At 64.9% G+C, this 17,531-nt stretch carries 15 protein-coding genes; 7 read left to right on the forward strand and 8 right to left on the reverse strand.

Annotated features, from left to right (window positions below):
• The coding region (locus tag AAGI46_08210; GenBank protein MEM1012190.1) for a nucleotide pyrophosphatase/phosphodiesterase family protein at positions 1-1,373 on the forward strand (1,373 nt) is incomplete at its 5' end.
• Here AAGI46_08210 and AAGI46_08215 read toward each other — a convergent pair.
• The 7 genes from AAGI46_08215 to AAGI46_08245 all read right to left on the reverse strand — a co-directional run bounded on the left by AAGI46_08215 (position 1,357) and on the right by AAGI46_08245 (position 11,295).
• On the reverse strand, positions 1,357-2,505 hold the full coding sequence (locus AAGI46_08215) for an ABC transporter permease (protein ID MEM1012191.1): 1,149 nt from the start codon (positions 2,503-2,505) through the stop codon (positions 1,357-1,359). The genes AAGI46_08210 and AAGI46_08215 overlap by 17 nt on opposite strands.
• 203 nt (positions 2,506-2,708) lie before the next feature.
• A complete protein-coding gene (locus tag AAGI46_08220) occupies positions 2,709-4,034 on the reverse strand; it encodes an ABC transporter permease (protein ID MEM1012192.1) in 1,326 nt (441 codons plus the stop codon).
• A 34-nt stretch (positions 4,035-4,068) separates the two neighbouring features.
• A complete protein-coding gene (locus AAGI46_08225) occupies positions 4,069-6,006 on the reverse strand; it encodes a peptide-binding protein (protein ID MEM1012193.1) in 1,938 nt (645 codons plus the stop codon).
• A 58-nt stretch (positions 6,007-6,064) separates the two neighbouring features.
• Positions 6,065-7,075 (reverse strand): ABC transporter permease, encoded by a 1,011-nt coding sequence (locus AAGI46_08230; GenBank protein MEM1012194.1) that lies wholly within the window; start codon positions 7,073-7,075, stop codon positions 6,065-6,067.
• Entirely contained in the window at positions 7,072-8,145 is a 1,074-nt protein-coding gene (locus AAGI46_08235; protein MEM1012195.1) for an ABC transporter permease, read from the reverse strand. The genes AAGI46_08230 and AAGI46_08235 overlap by 4 nt, the downstream gene beginning before the upstream one ends.
• A 93-nt stretch (positions 8,146-8,238) precedes the next feature.
• Positions 8,239-10,020 carry a peptide ABC transporter substrate-binding protein gene (locus tag AAGI46_08240; GenBank protein MEM1012196.1) on the reverse strand — a complete coding sequence of 594 codons (1,782 nt, stop codon included), beginning with the start codon at positions 10,018-10,020 and terminating at the stop codon, positions 8,239-8,241.
• Positions 10,021-10,122: 102 nt separating this feature from the next.
• A complete protein-coding gene (locus AAGI46_08245) occupies positions 10,123-11,295 on the reverse strand; it encodes a hypothetical protein (GenBank protein ID MEM1012197.1) in 1,173 nt (390 codons plus the stop codon).
• A 285-nt stretch (positions 11,296-11,580) separates the two neighbouring features.
• On the opposite strand from AAGI46_08245, the gene AAGI46_08250 reads away from it, so the two are divergent.
• The 4 genes from AAGI46_08250 to argH all read left to right on the forward strand — a co-directional run bounded on the left by AAGI46_08250 (position 11,581) and on the right by argH (position 16,308).
• Positions 11,581-13,164: a phage portal protein gene (locus AAGI46_08250; protein ID MEM1012198.1), complete on the forward strand. Its 1,584-nt coding sequence runs from the start codon at positions 11,581-11,583 to the stop codon at positions 13,162-13,164.
• Between the two features lie 158 nt (positions 13,165-13,322).
• A complete protein-coding gene (locus tag AAGI46_08255) occupies positions 13,323-13,589 on the forward strand; it encodes a hypothetical protein (protein MEM1012199.1) in 267 nt (88 codons plus the stop codon).
• A 40-nt stretch (positions 13,590-13,629) separates the two neighbouring features.
• A complete protein-coding gene (locus AAGI46_08260) occupies positions 13,630-14,781 on the forward strand; it encodes a DUF5309 family protein (GenBank protein MEM1012200.1) in 1,152 nt (383 codons plus the stop codon).
• Between the two features lie 129 nt (positions 14,782-14,910).
• The gene (gene argH / locus AAGI46_08265) at positions 14,911-16,308 is read left to right on the forward strand and encodes an argininosuccinate lyase (GenBank protein MEM1012201.1); all 1,398 of its coding nucleotides are present in this window, start codon (positions 14,911-14,913) and stop codon (positions 16,306-16,308) included.
• Here the strand turns inward: argH and AAGI46_08270 are convergent.
• Positions 16,305-16,481 (reverse strand): hypothetical protein, encoded by a 177-nt coding sequence (locus tag AAGI46_08270; protein MEM1012202.1) that lies wholly within the window; start codon positions 16,479-16,481, stop codon positions 16,305-16,307. The genes argH and AAGI46_08270 overlap by 4 nt on opposite strands.
• 39 nt (positions 16,482-16,520) lie before the next feature.
• Between AAGI46_08270 and AAGI46_08275 the strand changes: the two genes are divergently transcribed.
• Entirely contained in the window at positions 16,521-16,841 is a 321-nt protein-coding gene (locus AAGI46_08275; protein ID MEM1012203.1) for a hypothetical protein, read from the forward strand.
• 39 nt (positions 16,842-16,880) lie between these two features.
• The gene (locus AAGI46_08280; protein ID MEM1012204.1) at positions 16,881-17,342 is read left to right on the forward strand and encodes a transposase; all 462 of its coding nucleotides are present in this window, start codon (positions 16,881-16,883) and stop codon (positions 17,340-17,342) included.
• The last annotated feature ends 189 nt before the right edge of the window (positions 17,343-17,531 follow it).

Consider the following 17,531-nt stretch of genomic DNA (forward strand, 5'->3'; position numbering starts at 1 on the left):
CGATGCACAAGACGGTTGTCCTCAACGTCGTCGGCCTCACGCAATCGCTGATTGGCGAGCACACGCAGAATCTTCGCGAATTCAGGGATAACGGGTACGTTTCGACCATTCGCCCAGCTCTGCCAGCGGTGACGACGACGGCGCAGACGAACTACCTGACCGGCACCACGCCCAGCGAGCACGGCATCATCGGCAACGGCTGGTACTTCCGCGACACGCAGGAGATTCGCCTCTGGCAGCAGGCCGACGGGCTGGTGCAGACGCCTCGCCTGTGGGATGAGGCCCGGCAGCGCGACGCCGGCTTCACGTGCGCCAACCTCTTCTGGTGGTACGCCATGTACTGCGGTGCCGACTACACCATCACGCCCAGGCCCATGTACCCGGCCGACGGGCGAAAGGTGCCGGACGTCTGGACGCACCCGGGCACCCTGCGTGACGAGCTGCAGGCGGAACTGGGGCAGTTTCCTTTGTTCAAGTTCTGGGGCCCGGCCGCGGGGATCGAGTGCAGCGACTGGATCGCGCGGGCGGCCATGCGGGTCGACGAGCGGTTCGATCCGACGCTGACGCTCGTCTACCTGCCGCATCTCGACTACGTGCTGCAGAAAGAAGGTCCCAAAGTCAAGGAAAATGGCACGCTCCAGCACGAGCTCCACGCGATCGACGCCGTTGTCGGCCGGCTCATCGAGCACTTCCGCGGACGCGGAGCACGCGTCGTCATCCTGAGCGAGTACGACATCTCGCCCGTCGACACGCCGGTGCACCTGAATCGCGTGCTGCGGGACGCCGGCTACCTGACTGTTCGGAACGAGCTCGGTACCGAGCGCCTCGACGCCGGGGCCAGCCGGGCGTTTGCCGTCGCGGATCATCAGGTGGCCCACGTTTACGTCCGCGACGGACGGGACCGATCGGCGGTAGCCGGCCTGCTGGCGAAGACGCCCGGCGTGGCACAGGTGCTGGCCGGTGCCGATCGCGGCGGGCTCGATCACCCACGCAGCGGCGAGATCGTCTGCCTGGCCGAGCCCGGCTGCTGGTTCACCTACTACTTCTGGCACGACGACGCCCTGGCTCCGGACTACGCGAGAACCGTCGATATTCACCGGAAACCGGGGTACGACCCGGTCGAGCTGTTCCTGGCCGACGGTGCCAAGCCGCGGCTGCTCGCGAAGCTGGCGGCGCGCAAGCTCGGCTTCCGCAACCTGCTCGACGTCACGCCGCTGGACGCGACCCTCGTCAAGGGAAGCCACGGCCTCGCCGACGTCTTGCCCGACCAGGGCCCGCTGCTCATGTCCGATCTTGGCCCAGCAGACGAGTCGATCGACAGCACCGACGTGCGGGACGTCATCCTGAACAGCGTGTTCAGCCCACCTTCTTGAGCTTCGGATCCAACGCGTCGCGAAGCGCCTCGCCGATAAGGATGTAAGCGAAGACGGTCAGGAAGATCGCGAGGCCGGGGAAGGTCGCGATCCACCAGTTGAAGCCCGTGCCACCCGTGCGTGCCTGGTTGAGTAACTGGCCCCACGACGGATCTTTGGCTTCTAGGCCGAGGCCGAGGAAGCTGAGGATGCTCTCGAGCAGGATCGCTCCGGCGATGCCGAAGCTGGCGTTGACCAGGACCGGTGCCACGCCGTTAGGCAAGATGTGGCGGAAGAGAATGCGTGGAACAGGGAGACCGACCGCGTTGGCGGCTTGAACGAAGTCCTGCTTGCGCAGCTTTAGGAACTCGGCGCGAATGAAGCGCGCGTCGCTCGTCCAACTGATGAGCCCGATGACGGTCATCATCACGAAGATGTCCTTCCGACCGATGATGACGGTGACGATCAGCAGCACGATCAGTCGTGGGACGGCCTCGAGAATCTCGATGCCGCGCATCAGCAGCAGATCGGTCCAGCCGGCGGCATAGCCCATGACGGCACCGACTGTAACGCCGACAAGCGTGCTGATGCCCGTTGCGACGAATCCGATCGCGAGGGCGATCCGCGTCGCCCAGATCATTCGGCTCAGCAGGTCTTCGCCGAAGACGGTGGTTCCGAGCCAGTGGTAGCTGCCGATCGATTTGCGGGTGACGTCGGGATACCTGTTGTCATCGGCACCGATGGACCAGGTGGGCGGCGTGCGGGCGATGCCGGGTTGATCCCGCAGGCGATCGTTCGGGCTGTACGGAATCGGGGCGAAAACCGCGCGCTGGTACCGACCGTCGGCGAGACCCTCGCGGTACTCCTCGAACACCACGTTCTCAGGCGGGTCGGCGTAGAGCAGGCCGCTCACCCCCGCCGTCGCGACGATCCCAAGCATGATCAGCAAGGCGTGCCCGAAACGGAACGCCACGAATCGGCGGCTGACGGTCAGAACGACCACGCCCAGGAGACACAAGACGAGCGTCACGTCCAACGCTGTCACCGTTCGTAAGAGGGGAGACGACCATGTGCCGTCTGCGGCCTTGATCGCGTAGGGCTGACTGTTAGCAAGGAACGGCGCGAAGACGGCGAGCAGGACAAGCGTGGACACCCACGCAGCACCGATCCGCGCACCGGTGTGGCCGAAAGTGTCAACCAGGGCTTGGTGCAGCGGGCTTCGCTGCGGTCTCTTCAGTGATCGATCAGCGTCCCCTTCCGACGTGTCGTCCGCGAGACTCCCTTGTGCATCCGCTGGCGAGACAGCGGCTCCGAACGCTCCGTGCTGGTTGTCATGTGATCCCGACTGCTGCTGGGTCATGCCGAGCTCCCGCCGCTGTAGGAGACGCGTGGGTCCGCGACGACGTAGGCAATGTCAGCGAGGAGATAAGCGACCAGCTTGAGAAGAATCGTGAACAACGTGACGGTCAGGAATAGCTCGATGTCGTTGTTTTTCAGCGACTCGATGACCAAGCGACCCATGCCATTGATGCCGAAGATCGTTTCGATCACGATTGACCCGGTGATGATCACTGGCAGCAACGCCGCGAGGAACGTGATAACGGGAATGAGCGCGGTTCGAAAGCCGTGGCGAAGCAGCACCGTGTTGGGAGCAAGCCCTTTGGCTCGTGCCGTCCGGATGTAGTCGGCCCCGAGCACTTCGAGCATGCTGCCACGCGTCAGCTTCGAGAGGTAGGCGAACTGGGCATAGGTGAGACAGACCACGGGCAACGCGATGTGCCAGATCGAGTCGAGGAGGAAACCTCGTTGGAAGCCGGCCTCTCCCGCAAAGCGTGGGAAAAAGGGAAAACTGTCGCTGCGCAGGTCGGTCGTCCCGCCCGTCGGGAACCAGTTGATGTATTGGTCGTTTGCGAAGTAGCCGATCGCCATCACTCCCACCCAGATCACCGGAATGCTGAAGAGTGCGAGCAGCACGCCTCCAGTACCCCAGTCCTGCCACGCGCCGCGGTGCTTGGCAGACCAGATGCCGGTGATGAGGCTAATGGCGACAGCAGTCGGTATGCTGATGAGCTGCAGAATCAGCGTGATTGGCAACGCCTCTTTGATGATGTCCCAGTTCGGCCGACTCTGCCGGATGCTGTTGCCGAGATCCGGCGTTTTGATGGGCAGCTTGTCCCAGCGGATGTCGCCGCTCATGGGAGAGAAGTTCTGCTCATCTTCCAGTTCGGTGAGTCGCTCCTTGACGGAATCGCGAAGCGTTTGGATCGCTTGGATGCGCTCGTCGGACGGCGTGTCCTGATCATTGCGTGCTGCCACGAGGTCGGGGTTCGCCGCCTCAACCTCGGCCTCGACTTCGGACTCGATGCGCTCTCTGAAAGCGCGCAACTCTGCTCGTTGCTCGACGACCGCCGGATCGTCGTACTTCCAGGTTTGCAAACCGATCGGCGAGACGTTGTTGACCCACCGTGCCCACTTCTCCGGTCCACTTGCATCGAGTCCGTACCGCGCATTGAGGTAGGCTTCGCGCTCCTCGCGAGCTGCGGGGTTCATTTCGCCCGTCGGCGGTAGCAGACTCTCGACCACGTCGATCGGCGCGAGCTCCATGATCATCACGACGAGGAACGTCGCCCCGAGCAGCGTCGGAATGAACAGGAGGATGCGCCGGGCGAGGTAGCCGATCATCGTGGGAGCGGTTGGTTGTGGTCCTGGCTCACGACTATTCGGCGAATCGTTGCTGCCCTTGGGGAATAAACCACGGAATGATGCCGGAGTTGAGCGGCTCCCAATTCAGCCCAACGGTGCTCTTGTCCACGCCCTGCACACGCTGATTGACCGCTCGCAACTGTTGCCGGAAGAACAGGAACGTGTATGGCTGGTCCTCGTGGAGGACGGCGTGGACCTCGTTCCAGAGCTTCATCCGTGCGTCGCGATCAATCGTTGTCCGAGCCTCGTCGATGAGGGCGTCGAGCTCTGGATTCGCGTAGTTTGTGCGATTGTCGCCTTGCCCGGCGGCCTGCGAGGAGTGGAAAATCTGGTACGGGTCGCTCTCGACCGTGCTGCTCCATCCGAGCGTGATCGCCTCGAAGTTGCCGGCGTTGAGGCGGTCAACGAGGACGGGCCAGTCGAGTCGCTCGGGCTCCATGATCACGCCACCGCGGGCAAAGTTGTCGCGCATGAACAGCACGACCTTTTCCCAGAGATCACTTGTTCCTGGGTAAATCAACTTGAAGCGGAAGGGGTTGCCCTGTTCGTCTTCGATGACGCCATCGCCGTCGCGATCTTCCCATCCGAGTTCGGCCAGAATCTCCCGGCCGCGCTCCGGGTCGTAGGGCCACGGCTCGATGTCGGGATTCGACTGCGGGTTGCTCGGGATGAATGGACCGCTGGCCGTCTGCGCGTAGCCGAGGAACAACTCTTCGGCCATGCGGTCGCGGTCCAGCATGAGCGTCATCGCCTGCCGGACACGCTTGTCGGCAAACTTCGTTGGCTCCGGATCCTCGCCTTCGGTTCGAACGGCTTGGTTCCAGCCGATGTAGAGGTAGCCGCTGTAAGCGCTCGTGTACTCGATGTAGTTCGTGAACTCCTGGGCCGACTCGTCATTGCGGAGAGTCGTGTACTGCTCGGGGTTGACGCGGAGGATGTCGACGTCCTGGTTGGTGTAATTCACCATTCGGGCGACGTCTTCCTGGACCTCGTCGAAGATCATGCGTTCAAATGTGCCAGGTGTGCCCCAGTAGCGCTCGTTTCGGACGAGCACCACGCCTTCGCCCGTCGGCGTCCAACCATCGGGGCCTGCTTCGAGCTTGTACGGCCCGCTTCCGAGCATGAGGGCGACGTGCTCATTGAACTGCCCTGGGGTGTACTGCTCATAAAAGTGCTCGGCGAGAATCGGAACGCCGGCGACCGACTCGAAGTTGTTGAACTTCGGCTCGTTGAACGTGAACTTCACGGTCAGCTCGTCGACCTTTTCGACCTTTTCGACCGTCGTCAGAAAGCTACGAACTCGGTCGGCTTGCACCTCAGGATTCTTGATCCAATCGAACGTGAAGATGACATCGTCGGCGTCGAGCGGCTGGCCATCACTGAAATTGACGCCCTTGCGAAGCTTGAAAGTCATCTCTAAGCCGTCCTCGCTGATCTGCCAGCCGCGGGCCAATCGCGGAAGGAACTCGAGGGTGTACGGGTCGCGCGTCGCCAACGTCTCCATCACCAAGAGCTCGACCCAGTTCTGGTAGACGTCGCCGCTGACGAATGGCGTGAGTCGTCCGATCTTCGTCCCGAAGCCGTCGCGGAACCAGCCGCCGCGGGCGAACTGGGAATCGGTCTCGACCTCCTTGAGCTGGTAAAACGGATCGCTTTCGCCTGTCCTGCCGACGCCACGCTCGATCAGGTTGGCGGTTCCGTTTCCATCAACTCCTCCGCCGGGCGAGAATGCGATGCCACTTTCGCGGAGTTCAGTGAGCGACTCATCGAGATCGCGCAGCCCGTTGCGGATTTGGCTCAGATCGGTTGCGAGCGCGGTGTTGTCCTGCCTTAGGTCACGGATGTTGTCGTACTGGCGGTCGAACTGAACCATCGCCAACACAACGACGATGATCAAGGCGATCATCAGGCCGAACAGGAAGAAGTCCTTGACGCTGAAGCGGTTTTCCATGGCGTTCCGGAACGGTACGTGCGACGTGCTTCGCCGGTTTCAGCGATGCTCCAAACACTCAGAGCTTGGCACCCTCGCGTTTGGGGTCGAAGAGGTCGCGCAGGCCATCGCCGAGGAAGTTGAGGCTCAGGAGCGTAACCGCCAAGAGCAGGCAGGGAAACAGCAGTTGCCACCAGGCACTGTCGAATGGGTCGAATGCGGGCCTGAGCCCAGCGTTGGCGAGGCTGCCCCAGGACGGCAGTGGGGCTACGACGCCGATGCCGAGGAAGCTCAGGAAGCTTTCCTGCAGGATCGCTTGCGGGATGGTCAGCGTCGCGTAGACCAGGATCGGGCCGATGAGGTTCGGCAGCAGGTGGCGCAGGAAGACGCGTCCCGGGCCAACGCCGCCGGCACGGGCGGCCTCAATGAAGGGCTGGGCGCGGAGGCTCAGCACCTGGCCACGGACCACGCGGGCCATCGTCAGCCAGCTGACCAGGCCGATTGCGAGGAACATGACGGTCAGCGAGGCCGCCATGCCGGGGCGTTCAAAGCCGAGGTCGTCGAAGATGCCTTCGGTCGGACGTTCGAGGCCGACCTTGAAGAGGATGACCAGCAGGATGTACGGCAGGCCGTAGATGATGTCGACGATGCGCATGAGGGTCGCGTCGACCTTGCCGCCGGCATATCCCGCGATCAGGCCCACGCCCACGCCGAGGAAGACGCTGATCGCCGCCGATGCCACGCCGACCGCGAGCGAGATGACCCCGCCGAGCAGCGATCGCCCGAGCACGCTCCGGCCGTCGGCGTCGTAGCCCATCAGACCCGGCACGTTGCCCTCGGGACCCTCGTTGATCCCGCCGACAAAGGCCTGGTCGTAGAAGAGGTCCGACGAGTCCATCAGCACGGTCCACGGCATCGTGCCGAGGCAGAAGAGCGTGATGACCAGCAAGACGCCTCCGCCCACGAGCACGCGCGGCGATCGCAGCACCTGACGCCACAGCGCATCCGGCGGCGGCGAGCGACGCGCTGCCATGTCGATCACGCCCGGCTTGTCGTCCGTGCTGATCTGGTCGGTGGACGCCTGAGTCACTTGCCGCCCTCCGTCAGGCTGATGCGCGGGTCGACGATGCCGTAGAGCACGTCGACGACGAGGTTCAGCGACAGGAGGAGCACGCTGTAGACCATCACCGTGCCGAGGATCAGCGGCTGGTCGCGAGCCGTCACGCTGTTGATGAAGAACGTGCCCAGGCCCGGCAGTTTGAAGATGGTTTCGACGATGAAAGAGCCCACGAGGATGTTCGCCGTCGCCGGGCCGAGGAAGGACAGGACCGGCAGAAGGCCGTTGCGGAGGGCGTGTTTGAAGATGACGCGGAGTCGGCCGACGCCCTTGGCCCGAGCGGTGCGGATGTAGTCGTTGCCGAGGACGTCGATCATGCTGACGCGTGTCAGCCGCGTGATGTACGCCATCGGCAGCAGGCTCAGCGCGAGCGCTGGAAGCAGCATGTGCCGCAGGTAGTCCGGAATGGCGGCGAAGAAGAGCTGAACCTGCTGGCCGAAGCTGAGGTTCCACTCGTACGTCACCTGCCCGTCTTCGGCGACGACGGTTTCACGAAGCCCGGGATCGAGGTCGAGGTAGGCATCCGGCTGCGAGAAGCCGGGCGGCCAGCCGCCCAGCGGGAGCAGTTCGAGCCCATAGGCGAAGGAACTGAGCAGCGTGACCGCGACAACGAAGCTCGGCACGCTCACGCCGATGAGCGCAATGGAGAGCGACACGAAGTCGAGCACGCCGTCACGCCGGACGGCGGCGAGCGTCCCGATGGCGATGCCGACGCCCGTCGCGATGACGATGGCCAGGCCTCCGACAGCGAGCGAGACGGGAAGCGTGTCGGCGATGATCTGGCCGACGGTCTTGTCGCGAACGGAGAAGCTCGGCCCGAACTCGCCCCGGAGCAGGTTCACCGGATAGGTCGTGAGGAAGTCCCAGCTGCTGGTGACGTTGAATCGCTCGCGAAGCTCCTGGACGCGCTGCGGGTCGTTGCCTTCGGTCTGCGCGCTGAACGGATCGCCCGGCGCGACCCAGGCCAGGGCGAAGGTGATCAGGTAGATCGCGGCGAGGATGAGCGGGAACTGCAGAACCCGTATCGCGATGAATCGCAGCATGTGAGAAGAAGACGAGCCCTGAGCGTGAGCGTGGGGTTCTGCACGAACGACCGGAGCCCCGCGTTCACGCTCGGGGCTCGTTGTCCCGTTGAATCACTCCGCAGAAGCCGTCTGGTTGCCGGAGGCGCCCGGTCCCGTGGACCGCGGCGTCTCGACGTTCTGCAGCATCACCATGTTCCGAGCGTTTTCGGGAATGCCCGTGACGGCGGGGTTCTTGATGAACGTGTTCTGGTAGTGGTAGAGCGGGAGGATCGCAGCCTCTTCGAGGAGGAGCGCTTCGGCCTGGCTGAGGAGGTCGAGGCGGGCCTGCGGATCCTCGGTCTGCTTGGCCTCGGCGACGAGGCGGTCGTACTCGGCGTTGACCCAGCCGGCCTCGTTGTTGAGGCTGTCGGACTTGTACTTGTCGGTGAAGGTGCTCACGTCCATGTAGTCGCCGTACCAGCTGCCGCGCGTGATGGCAAAGTCGCCGGCACGCAGGCCGTCTTCCTCTTCGTCGCTGTATTCGGGCTTGTAGCGATCCTTGAACTGGGCGATCTCGACGGGCTCGAGGTCGAAGGTGATGCCCAGGTTCTGCCGCCACTGACGCTGCAGGTTGACGGCGATCTGCTCGTGGTCGCCGGTGCCGGTGTTGAAGAGCAGCTTCACGTTGGGGAAGCCCTCACCGTCCTCGTACCCTGCTTCGGCCAGCAGTTCCTTGGCCCGTTCGATGTCGAAGGGCAGGCCTTCGGGATGCTGGTAGCCCGGGAAATACTCCAGGTTCTTCGGCACGTAAACGCTGGTGGGCATCTGCCCCATGCGGGTGATGTTCTCGACGATCTGCGTCTTGTCGACGGCCATCGACAGCGCCTGCCGGACGCGTTTGTCGGCCAGCGGATTGTCGCTGCCGTCGCGGAGCTTGGGGTCGGTGTTGAACGACCAGAAGTACGTGCCGAAGGCGGGGAAGACCGAGAGGTCCTCGCGGCCGGCCTGCTGCATGTTGTACGCGAACGTGCCGGGAATGTCGGTCAGCCAGTCGATCTGGCCGCGCGAGTACCGCTGGTAGGCGAGCTCGTGTTCGATGGGCGAGACGCTGCGAACGGTGCGGCTCTTGGTGTTGATTGCGTCCCAGTAGTGCTCGTTCATCTCGAGCGTCTGGCCCTGCTTGAGGTCGTTGCGGGCCAGCTTGTACGCACCGTTGCCGACGAGGCTGCCCGGACGCCACCAGTCCGCGTTGTAGCGGATGCGGCCGTCCTCGCCGACTTCCTTGTGTGGCTCCATCGACGCCTCGTGCATCGGCCAAAAGACCGTGAAGGTCAGCAGATCAGGGAAGAACGTCACCGGTGCGGCGAGGTCGACGCGAAGCTCCAGGTCGCCCAGCTTTTTGATGCCGACCTTCGAGAAGTCAGCCGACGCGGGATCGTCGCGATAGGCCTCGGCGTAGGTCTTGGCACCGGAGACGTAGTCTTCCACGAGCTTGCTGTAGTAGCCGCGCTCGCGGAGATTTCGCCGCCACGCAAAGACGAAGTCATCTGCGGTGACCGGATCGCCGTTGGACCACTTGGCATCGTCGCGCAGTTGGATGGTCCAGGTGCGGAAGTCGTCGCTGTGGGTGACTTCGCTCCCAACGCCGAGGATCGGCTCGAGCGTGGCAGCGTCGAGTCGGTAGACGCCCTCGAACAGCCCCTGGCCGATGCGGATGTCCTGCATCCAGGACATCTGGTTCGGGTCGAGCATCGTCACCTCGCCGCGATTGGCGAAGACGAACTCGGCCTCGGCGTCCATGTTGATTTCCGGCGGCTCACTGTCGACGCCGTCACCATCGCCGCAACCGGCAAGGGCAAATGGAACAACCAAGGCCAGAGCGGCAGAACGAACGAGGGTCTTCAACATCGGCATGAGGCGACTCCAAGCGGACAGACGCGTCCGCAGCAGCACACCGTACGCAACGCCCTGCCGGGGCGGAAGTGGCTCCGTGTCATCAGGCTTCAAGAACCGCGTCTACTCGGCGGCATCGGCCGATGCGTCGTCCGGCAGCTCCACCTCGGCGGCGGCGATCATCGCGGTCACACGCTCGCGAATCTGGTCGGACGAGGCACTCTTGGGAAGTTCGGCCACGTTGCGGGCCGCCGTCGCAAGGGCCGGCCGGCTCTCGAACCCGGCGATCTCGATGAGCGACTGGGCGGCACTGGTCAAGACGCCGCGAAGCTCGTCCCGCTGATCCGCGAGCTCGCGTTCGAGGTCCTCGTCGTCCGTATCGCGACGTGCGTTTTGAGCGATGGCGGCGGCATTCCCGGCGGAACGGGCCAGGCGGGCCAGCGTCGTCCGGACACGGACCTTCAGGTTCTGATCGAGCCGCTCCCAAACGTCCCGATTGGCCAGAAGCAGCGTTCCGGGGCGATCGGCGAGCGGGACGGACGGATACGTCGGCGCGACTTCGCCCTCAGCCGGCGGGCCGTAAAGCTCGAGGCGATGCTCGATGATCTCGAGCACGGCCTCCACGACGGCGGGCTTCCAGCGGTCGACGACGACGACGTTCTCAGCGCCACCCATGAAGCCACCGCCGCCGACATCCTGCAGCACCATCATCGCCTCGTGTGCGACGAAGCCCTCTTCGTCATGCTTCTTTGCAGCATTGACGATGCCGGAGATGAGCGGGTCTTCCCCGGCCGCGACGCGTGTCGAGAACGAGGCGAGCGGACGCGCCGCCTTAATGCCCCAGATCGAAACAGCAGCCGCGTCGTCTTCCAGGATCGACTCGACCACATCGACCAGGCGGGTTCCGGGCGTCCGGCTGGCGACCTGCTCCACCGCAACGGCCCCGGCCAGCCGTGCCGAAAGCCTGGTGCCGTTGTTGCCGTAGAGGGGAGCGACGGCTCGCGCGAGTTCGCGGCTATAGGCGTCGCTGAAGGTCGTGCTGGACGTGCCGGCGACGGGTTGGACCAGTGCTTCCTTGGCCTTGGAGACGGCGTTGGAGTCGCCGGAGAGCCGTGGGATCTGCGTGTTGAAAAAGCCCTGGAGCGACCGCGTAATCGCGCCGGCGTCATTGCTCTGCAGCACGTTGTCGGGCACCTGCTCGACGGGCTCCTGCTCCTGAGCCCCGGCCGCCGGGACGATCATGCTGCAAAGTGCAGCGACGGCGGTGGTGACGACGGCTCGACGGATGACGTTCACAGGACGTGCTCGTAGGCGACGGATGGCGAGCCGCCGACCAGGTCGACAGCGCAGCCGGACGCGACCGGTCCGGCAAGGCGGGGTCGTGACGTTAATGAGAGGCAGAGGGTGAATCAACCACCAGCACCCTCCGCCGTCGGCCCATAACGCACGGCCGCGCAACACCCGGCCGACGCCAATCACCCGCCGCATCGTCGCTGGCGCGTTGCCAGCGGCGTTCACGGGCAAAATCGACGTCCAATGTCACCGCCGCGGCCGCCGGCGCGCAGCGCCCGGCCGGGGGTCGTGACGCAACCCCGCTACGACCTGAGTTCGCTTGTCGAGCCGCACGAGCAGTCCCATCCGATGCTCAACGGCACCAACGCCGCCGCTCGGCAGATCGCCGAGGCCGTCGACGCCCTGCTCGACGACGACGGCCGTCTGCACCGCCGGCTCTGGCTCTACTACGCGAACCCGCATCGCCCTTCCCCCGACCTGGCTGCGCCCGAAGGCGTCGCCTCGGGAAGGCCGTATCGACAGGCGCAGGAGTGGGGCCTGCCTGCGCGCGTTACCGGCTACACGGCGGGTCCCGAGCCGTTCCAGGGCCTGCCGGCGACGCCCGCCCGCAAAGAGGTCGTCGTCGAGAACGACATCGGCTGGCGCATCGACGCGGGCGTGGACTTCCTGTTCGGCCAGCCCGTCACGATCGAGTCCGCCGCGACCGATCCGGAGCGATCGACGCTCATCGGTGACCTGCTCCGCGGCGTCATCGCTGCCAACGGCGGACTCGCGTTCCTGCAGAAGATGGCCCTGGTCGGCAGCGTGCACGGCGGCGTCGATGTGCTCGTCAAGCTCCTCGACGAAGCCGACGCCCTGCCTGCCTGCGACGTCGCCAACCTCGGCGCGACTGCCGACGACGGTGCCATGGCTTACGCGACGGTCGACCTGGCTCGCCGCGTTCGTCTCGAACTCGTCGAGCCCGCCCGCTCGATGCCGATTCTGCACGAGGCGGACAACCGGATGTGCGTCCACCTGCAGGTCTACCGCTTGCCGCGCGATGAGACGTCCGCCGAGACGCCTGACCGGGCTTGGCTATCGAGGCTCTTCGGTGCCGGCACACGCGTCGACCCGCAGGAGACACTCGTTGTCGAAGCCATCGGCCCACGCGGCTGGCACGTCTACCACGACGGCAAGCTCGTCCGGTCCGGTCGGCACCCGCTCGGACGCGTTCCGGTCGCACACGTCCAGAACATCGTTCGGCCGTTCGCTTGGCATGGGGCCGGAGACGTCGAGCCGCTGATTCCGCTGCAGGACGAGCTCAACACGCGTCTCAGCGACCGCGCGTACCGCGTGGCCCTGCACAGCATGCGGATGTATCTCGGCGTGGGCGTCGACGGCTTCCTGAATCAGAAGATCGCGCCCGGTCAGATGTGGGAGACCGACAACACCGAGGCCAACATCATCGAGTTCGGCGGAGAGGCACCGGCCAACCCGGCCGAGTCGGCGGCGATCGCGGAAGTACGCGAAGCCCTCGACAAGGCGAGCGGCGTCAATCCCGTCGCCAGCGGTGCCATCCGAGGTCGCGTCGGCAATCTCACCAGTGCGTCCGCCCTTCGCCTGACGTTCCAGTCGCTCCTGGCCCGGACTGCCCGCAAGCGTGCCAACTACGGCAGCGGCATCGCCGTCGCGTGTGAGCTCGCGCTCCACTGGCTCGATGCGGCCGGCTTGTTCGCGACGACGCCTGAAGAGCGTCGCATCCGCATCGTTTGGCCCGATCCGATTCCGGTGGACGAGTCGTCGAGACTGGACCAGGCCGCCGCCAAGCAGCGGCTGGGCGTGCCGGACGAGACGGTCCTGCGCGAACTCGGCTATCGGCAATCGGACACGTGAACCCGTCGTCGCACCGGCCACCGGGCCGGGCGTGGGGCAGGCGTTCCTTTCGGGGTGCATCGAGGCCGATTCGGCTCGACGCACAAACCCACCTCTTGGCCGCCCCACGTTCGGCCCGGTAGCCGGTGCTGTTCTCTTTTCTTCTTCCCCTTCGCCCCATGAACGACACCGAAGACCAACCCGCCCCACCCGCTCCCGAATCGCCACCCGATGTGGACGTCACCGTCGAGATCGACGCGGCCGACGAGCCGGAGCCCGTCGTCGTTTCGAGTCCTCCACCGGCACGTCGCGTCGACGCTCAGCCGAACGACGTGGACAACGCGCGACGTCGCTTCGCACGCCTCGCCGAGACGCTCCGCGAGCGTCCCGTCGGCCGGCAACTCGCCGAGTACCTCTCGCTTCGCCGCCGCTTCCGCCGCGGCTGATTCGTCTCTCTCCCTCTGATTTCTCTGGCCCCCCCCATTTATGCCTTTCACTGGAAAAGCCACCTATTCCGCCGGTGCCGATCTGCCCGAGCACGTCGATGACGTCGCCGACCTCGTCGCCATCGCCGCCGCCAACGAGACGCCGCTGCTCGACCTGCTCGGCGATCCGCTTCGCCCCGCCCGCGGCGTCGTCCACGAGTGGATGGAAGACACGCCGCTGGCCAACACCGTCACCGTCGGCAGCTTCACCGACTCCGAGTGGGTCGGCGTGAACGAGGTCGACGTCGTCCGGCAGTACGACCTCATTCGCATCGTCGACTCGCCCGAGGTGATGCGTGTCGAATCCGTCGCGACGCCCGCCGACTTCAGCGTCTCGCGTCAGTACGGCAACACGCCCCTCGGCCCCGATCCGGCCGCAGGACTGACGATGCAGGTGCTGTCGAACCCGACGCTCGAAGGTGCCGACGCGGCCGCCTCGCGGTTCACCAACCGCACGCGCCAGAGCAACACGACGCAGATCTTCGCGTCCACCGTTGAGGTCAGTGGCAGCGAACTGGCTGTCGCTCAGGCCGGCGTCGACGACGAGCTTGAGTACCAGAAGGCGATGCGGCTCCGCGAGTTGCTGCGTGACCTCGAACTCAGCATCGTCGGCGGAGCGGCCGACGCGTCGCCGCCCGCGGGTAACCCAGCCGGCAACGCCATTCGTCCTCGGTCGATGCGCGGCATCGTGGCCTCCGTCGCGAGTCACCGCTTCACACCCGGCACCGACGGCTTTCCGGCCGACACGGCGCTCACCGAGGAGCAGCTCAACCTTGCCCTCCGCACCATCTGGCAAGGCGGCGGGACGACGGTCGACACCATCGTCGTCGGCGGAAAGCAGAAGCGGGCGATCAACCAGTTCGGCCTGCCGCAGCGTCGTTTTGCCAGCAGTGCCGAGACGTATCGCGACGCGATCGGCATCTACGAGAGCGACTTCGGTGTCTGCCGGGTCGTGCTGAGCCGGGCGATGCCGGGCGGGTCGGTGCTGCTGCTCGACAGCAGCCGGGCGAGTGTCCTGCCGCTGGCCGGTCGCAGCTTCGGCTACAAACCACTCGCCCGCACCGGCGACCGCGAGTCCGGCCAGATCGTCGGCGAATACACCCTCGAACTCCGCAACGAGCACTGCCACGGGTTGATCACCGGGCTGAGCTAACGCCTTATCCGTCATCCCGAGCGCAGCCGAGGGACCTCGTCTGGAGTCGCCATCGGCTCACGGGCGAGGTCCTTCGACTCGCATTCGCTCGCTCAGGATGACGGAGTGGGTCGTTCGTAGCGTGCCGCCATGAGCGAACAAAAGAGCTGGCAGGCCCGCATCGCCGAGGCGACCGACGCCCTCGGGCAAGACTTTGTCGAGAGCGTCAGCTACGACTGGCGGCTGTACAAGCAGGACATCGCCGGCAGCCTCGCCCACGCCGCCATGCTCGCCAAGGTCGGCCTCATCACCGAGGACGACCGCGCCGCCATCGAACGCGGCCTTCGTGAGATCGAGGCCGAGATCGACGAACACGGCCCGGCCTGGCCGGGGTTCGACAAGCAGTACGAGGACATCCACATGTGCGTGGAGAAAGCCCTCATCGACAAGGTCGGCGAGCCGGGCCGCAAGCTGCACACGGGGCGGAGCCGGAACGACCAAGTGGCGACGGATCTATTGCTTTGGATCGTTGGTGCTGGCACTGAACTAGGTCACAAGGTCGGTGACTTAAAGAAGGCGTTCGTGTCGCTCGGCGATCGCTCAATCGAAGTTGTGATGCCGTCATACACGCACCTTCAGAGAGCTCAGCCAATCAGTGCGGCAGCCGAATCTTTGGCATGGCTTCATTTCTTCTGGCACGGTTCGTTCCCAGTCTCACACGCTACCGGATGGGCTCGACACTGGTCACCGCTAGGCGCCGGCGCAATTGCAGGGTCTTCGCTACCTCTCGACTCGGCAAAAACTGCGCACACTCTCGGCTTCGTAAACATCGTCCACAGCAGTATCGAGAGAACCTCATCGCGAGACTCTGCTGTCGACTTCGTCTACGGATGCGCACGCATCGCCATGAACTTATCCCGCTGGGCCGAGCAGTGGATTGTTTACAGCAGCGCTGAGTTCGGCTTCATCAAGACCGCCGACAAGTACACCACCGGCAGCTCGATGATGCCGCAGAAACGCAACCCCGACATGCTCGAGCTCATCCGAGGCCGGTGCGGCAACGTCTATGGCAACCTCGTCGCCCTCCTCACCATCTGCAAGGGCCTGCCCATCGGCTACAACCGCGACCTCCAAGAAGACAAACGCCACGTCTTCGCCGCCTACGACACCGTCAGCTCCTGCCTCACGATGGCCGCGGCGATTGTGAACAACACGGAGTTCGTGAAGGACAAATGCGAGGCCGCCTGCGAGGGCGGGTTCATGGATGCGACGAGCTTGGCCGAGTACCTCGTCGTCAAGGGCGTCCCCTTCCGCACCGCCCACCAAATCGTCGGCGGCCTCGTCGCCAAGTGCGAACGCGAGGGCAAGACGAAGCTCGAAGACCTGACGCTCGACGAGTTCCAGCAGGCGAGCGACGTCATCGAGCAGGACGTGTTCGATGCCTTGGGCGCGAAGAGCGTCGTCGCGCGATACCAGTCTGCCGGCGCCGCGGGAGGCGAGCCCCTCCGCAAGCAACTGGATGAGTGGAAGCAGCGGCTGGATCTCTAATCAAACAGCCGATCCAGCATGCGATCGACCTCGCGGTCGGTCTTCTCGTCCAGACGCTGCTCAACCTTCTGTCCCTGCCGTTCGGCCTTCTGCTCGGCCTTGTCGGAGGTCGACTGGCAGCCGACAAGACCCACGAGCGACAACAGACCGGCAGCAGCGAGAAAACGACGCATGGCCGCACCATACCGCATGAACCGGTACGCTGCTGCACCATGGCCTCGATGAACCGCGGCACGAGCATTCTGCTGCACGCCCTGCATCAGTTCGAGCAGGCCGCCGAGGACGCGTCGCTTGACGCCGAAGCCAAGGCGATGACGGGCCTGGGCAGTTTCGATTCGATTAACGTCATCGCCCGCAAGTGGCACCGCAAGTACGACCGTGGCGACAAGAAGCGGCTCGCCGACTTCGCCGAACTCCGCGGCTGGCAAACCCGCTGGCTCGCCGCGGCGAGGCGTGTGGATCACGCGGCACTTCGCCCGGGCGTCGAGCAGTTCGAGAAGGATCTCCGAGTCGAGATCCGCGACGACAGTTAGCTGCCTGCGTGAGCGGGCGCTTCTGCTACCTTGCCCGCAATGTCCCGCCCCGTCGTCGCCCTCCACCTCACTTGGGGCTGCTACGGCTTCTGGCTCCCCAACGACCCTCGCGGCAGCTGGTCGACCTACGTCGGCAATCGACGCTTGCACGACGTCGGTGGGCCAGCAAGGACGGTTTCCACGTCCCGTTCACTCGCGAAGAGTCCTCACGATCGGCAACTTCGCGAGGCAACCAGGCGGGAGATGAACGACCCGCCCGTTCGGTTGACCGGCAAGCAAGCCAAGACCGTCGCACTCGCCATCGGGCAGATCGCGAACGACTTCGACTACCGCGTTTTCGCCTGCTGCGTGATGCCGGATCACGTGCACGTTGCGATGCGGAACACCGGTTGCGACGCCAAGCAGATCATCGGCGGTTTCAAAGCGGCTGCGACGCGGCAGCTCAACGAGACGAACGACAACCCGCGTCCGGGAAAGAAGCCGTGGGTCAAGGGTGGTTGATCGGTGTTCCTGTTCGATCGCGCGGACTGCGTGCGCACCAAGCGGTACATCGAAGCCAATCCGGCCAACGCAGGGTTGCGATCGCAGCAGTGGTCTTTTGTCAAGTCGGTCGACGAGTGCTTCGCGTAGTGCGTGACTTAGCCGCCCGCGTGAGCGGGCGCTTCTGACGATTCCACCGGAAGCGCCCCC

The sequence above is a fragment of the Planctomycetota bacterium genome (assembly GCA_038746835.1).
GTDB lineage: Bacteria > Planctomycetota > Phycisphaerae > Tepidisphaerales > Tepidisphaeraceae > JBCDKH01.

Excerpts from the sequence above, each read along its gene's own strand:
- AAGI46_08220 (MEM1012192.1), bottom strand. The coding sequence starts at position 4,034 with ATGATCGGCTACCTCGCCCGGCGCATCCTCCTGTTCATTCCGACGCTG.
- AAGI46_08225 (MEM1012193.1), bottom strand. The coding sequence starts at position 6,006 with ATGGAAAACCGCTTCAGCGTCAAGGACTTCTTCCTGTTCGGCCTGATG.
- AAGI46_08235 (MEM1012195.1), bottom strand. The coding sequence starts at position 8,145 with ATGCTGCGATTCATCGCGATACGGGTTCTGCAGTTCCCGCTCATCCTC.
- AAGI46_08240 (MEM1012196.1), bottom strand. The coding sequence starts at position 10,020 with ATGCCGATGTTGAAGACCCTCGTTCGTTCTGCCGCTCTGGCCTTGGTT.
- AAGI46_08255 (MEM1012199.1), top strand. The coding sequence starts at position 13,323 with ATGAACGACACCGAAGACCAACCCGCCCCACCCGCTCCCGAATCGCCA.
- AAGI46_08260 (MEM1012200.1), top strand. The coding sequence starts at position 13,630 with ATGCCTTTCACTGGAAAAGCCACCTATTCCGCCGGTGCCGATCTGCCC.
- argH (MEM1012201.1), top strand. The coding sequence starts at position 14,911 with ATGAGCGAACAAAAGAGCTGGCAGGCCCGCATCGCCGAGGCGACCGAC.
- AAGI46_08270 (MEM1012202.1), bottom strand. The coding sequence starts at position 16,481 with ATGCGTCGTTTTCTCGCTGCTGCCGGTCTGTTGTCGCTCGTGGGTCTT.
- AAGI46_08275 (MEM1012203.1), top strand. The coding sequence starts at position 16,521 with ATGGCCTCGATGAACCGCGGCACGAGCATTCTGCTGCACGCCCTGCAT.
- AAGI46_08280 (MEM1012204.1), top strand. The coding sequence starts at position 16,881 with ATGTCCCGCCCCGTCGTCGCCCTCCACCTCACTTGGGGCTGCTACGGC.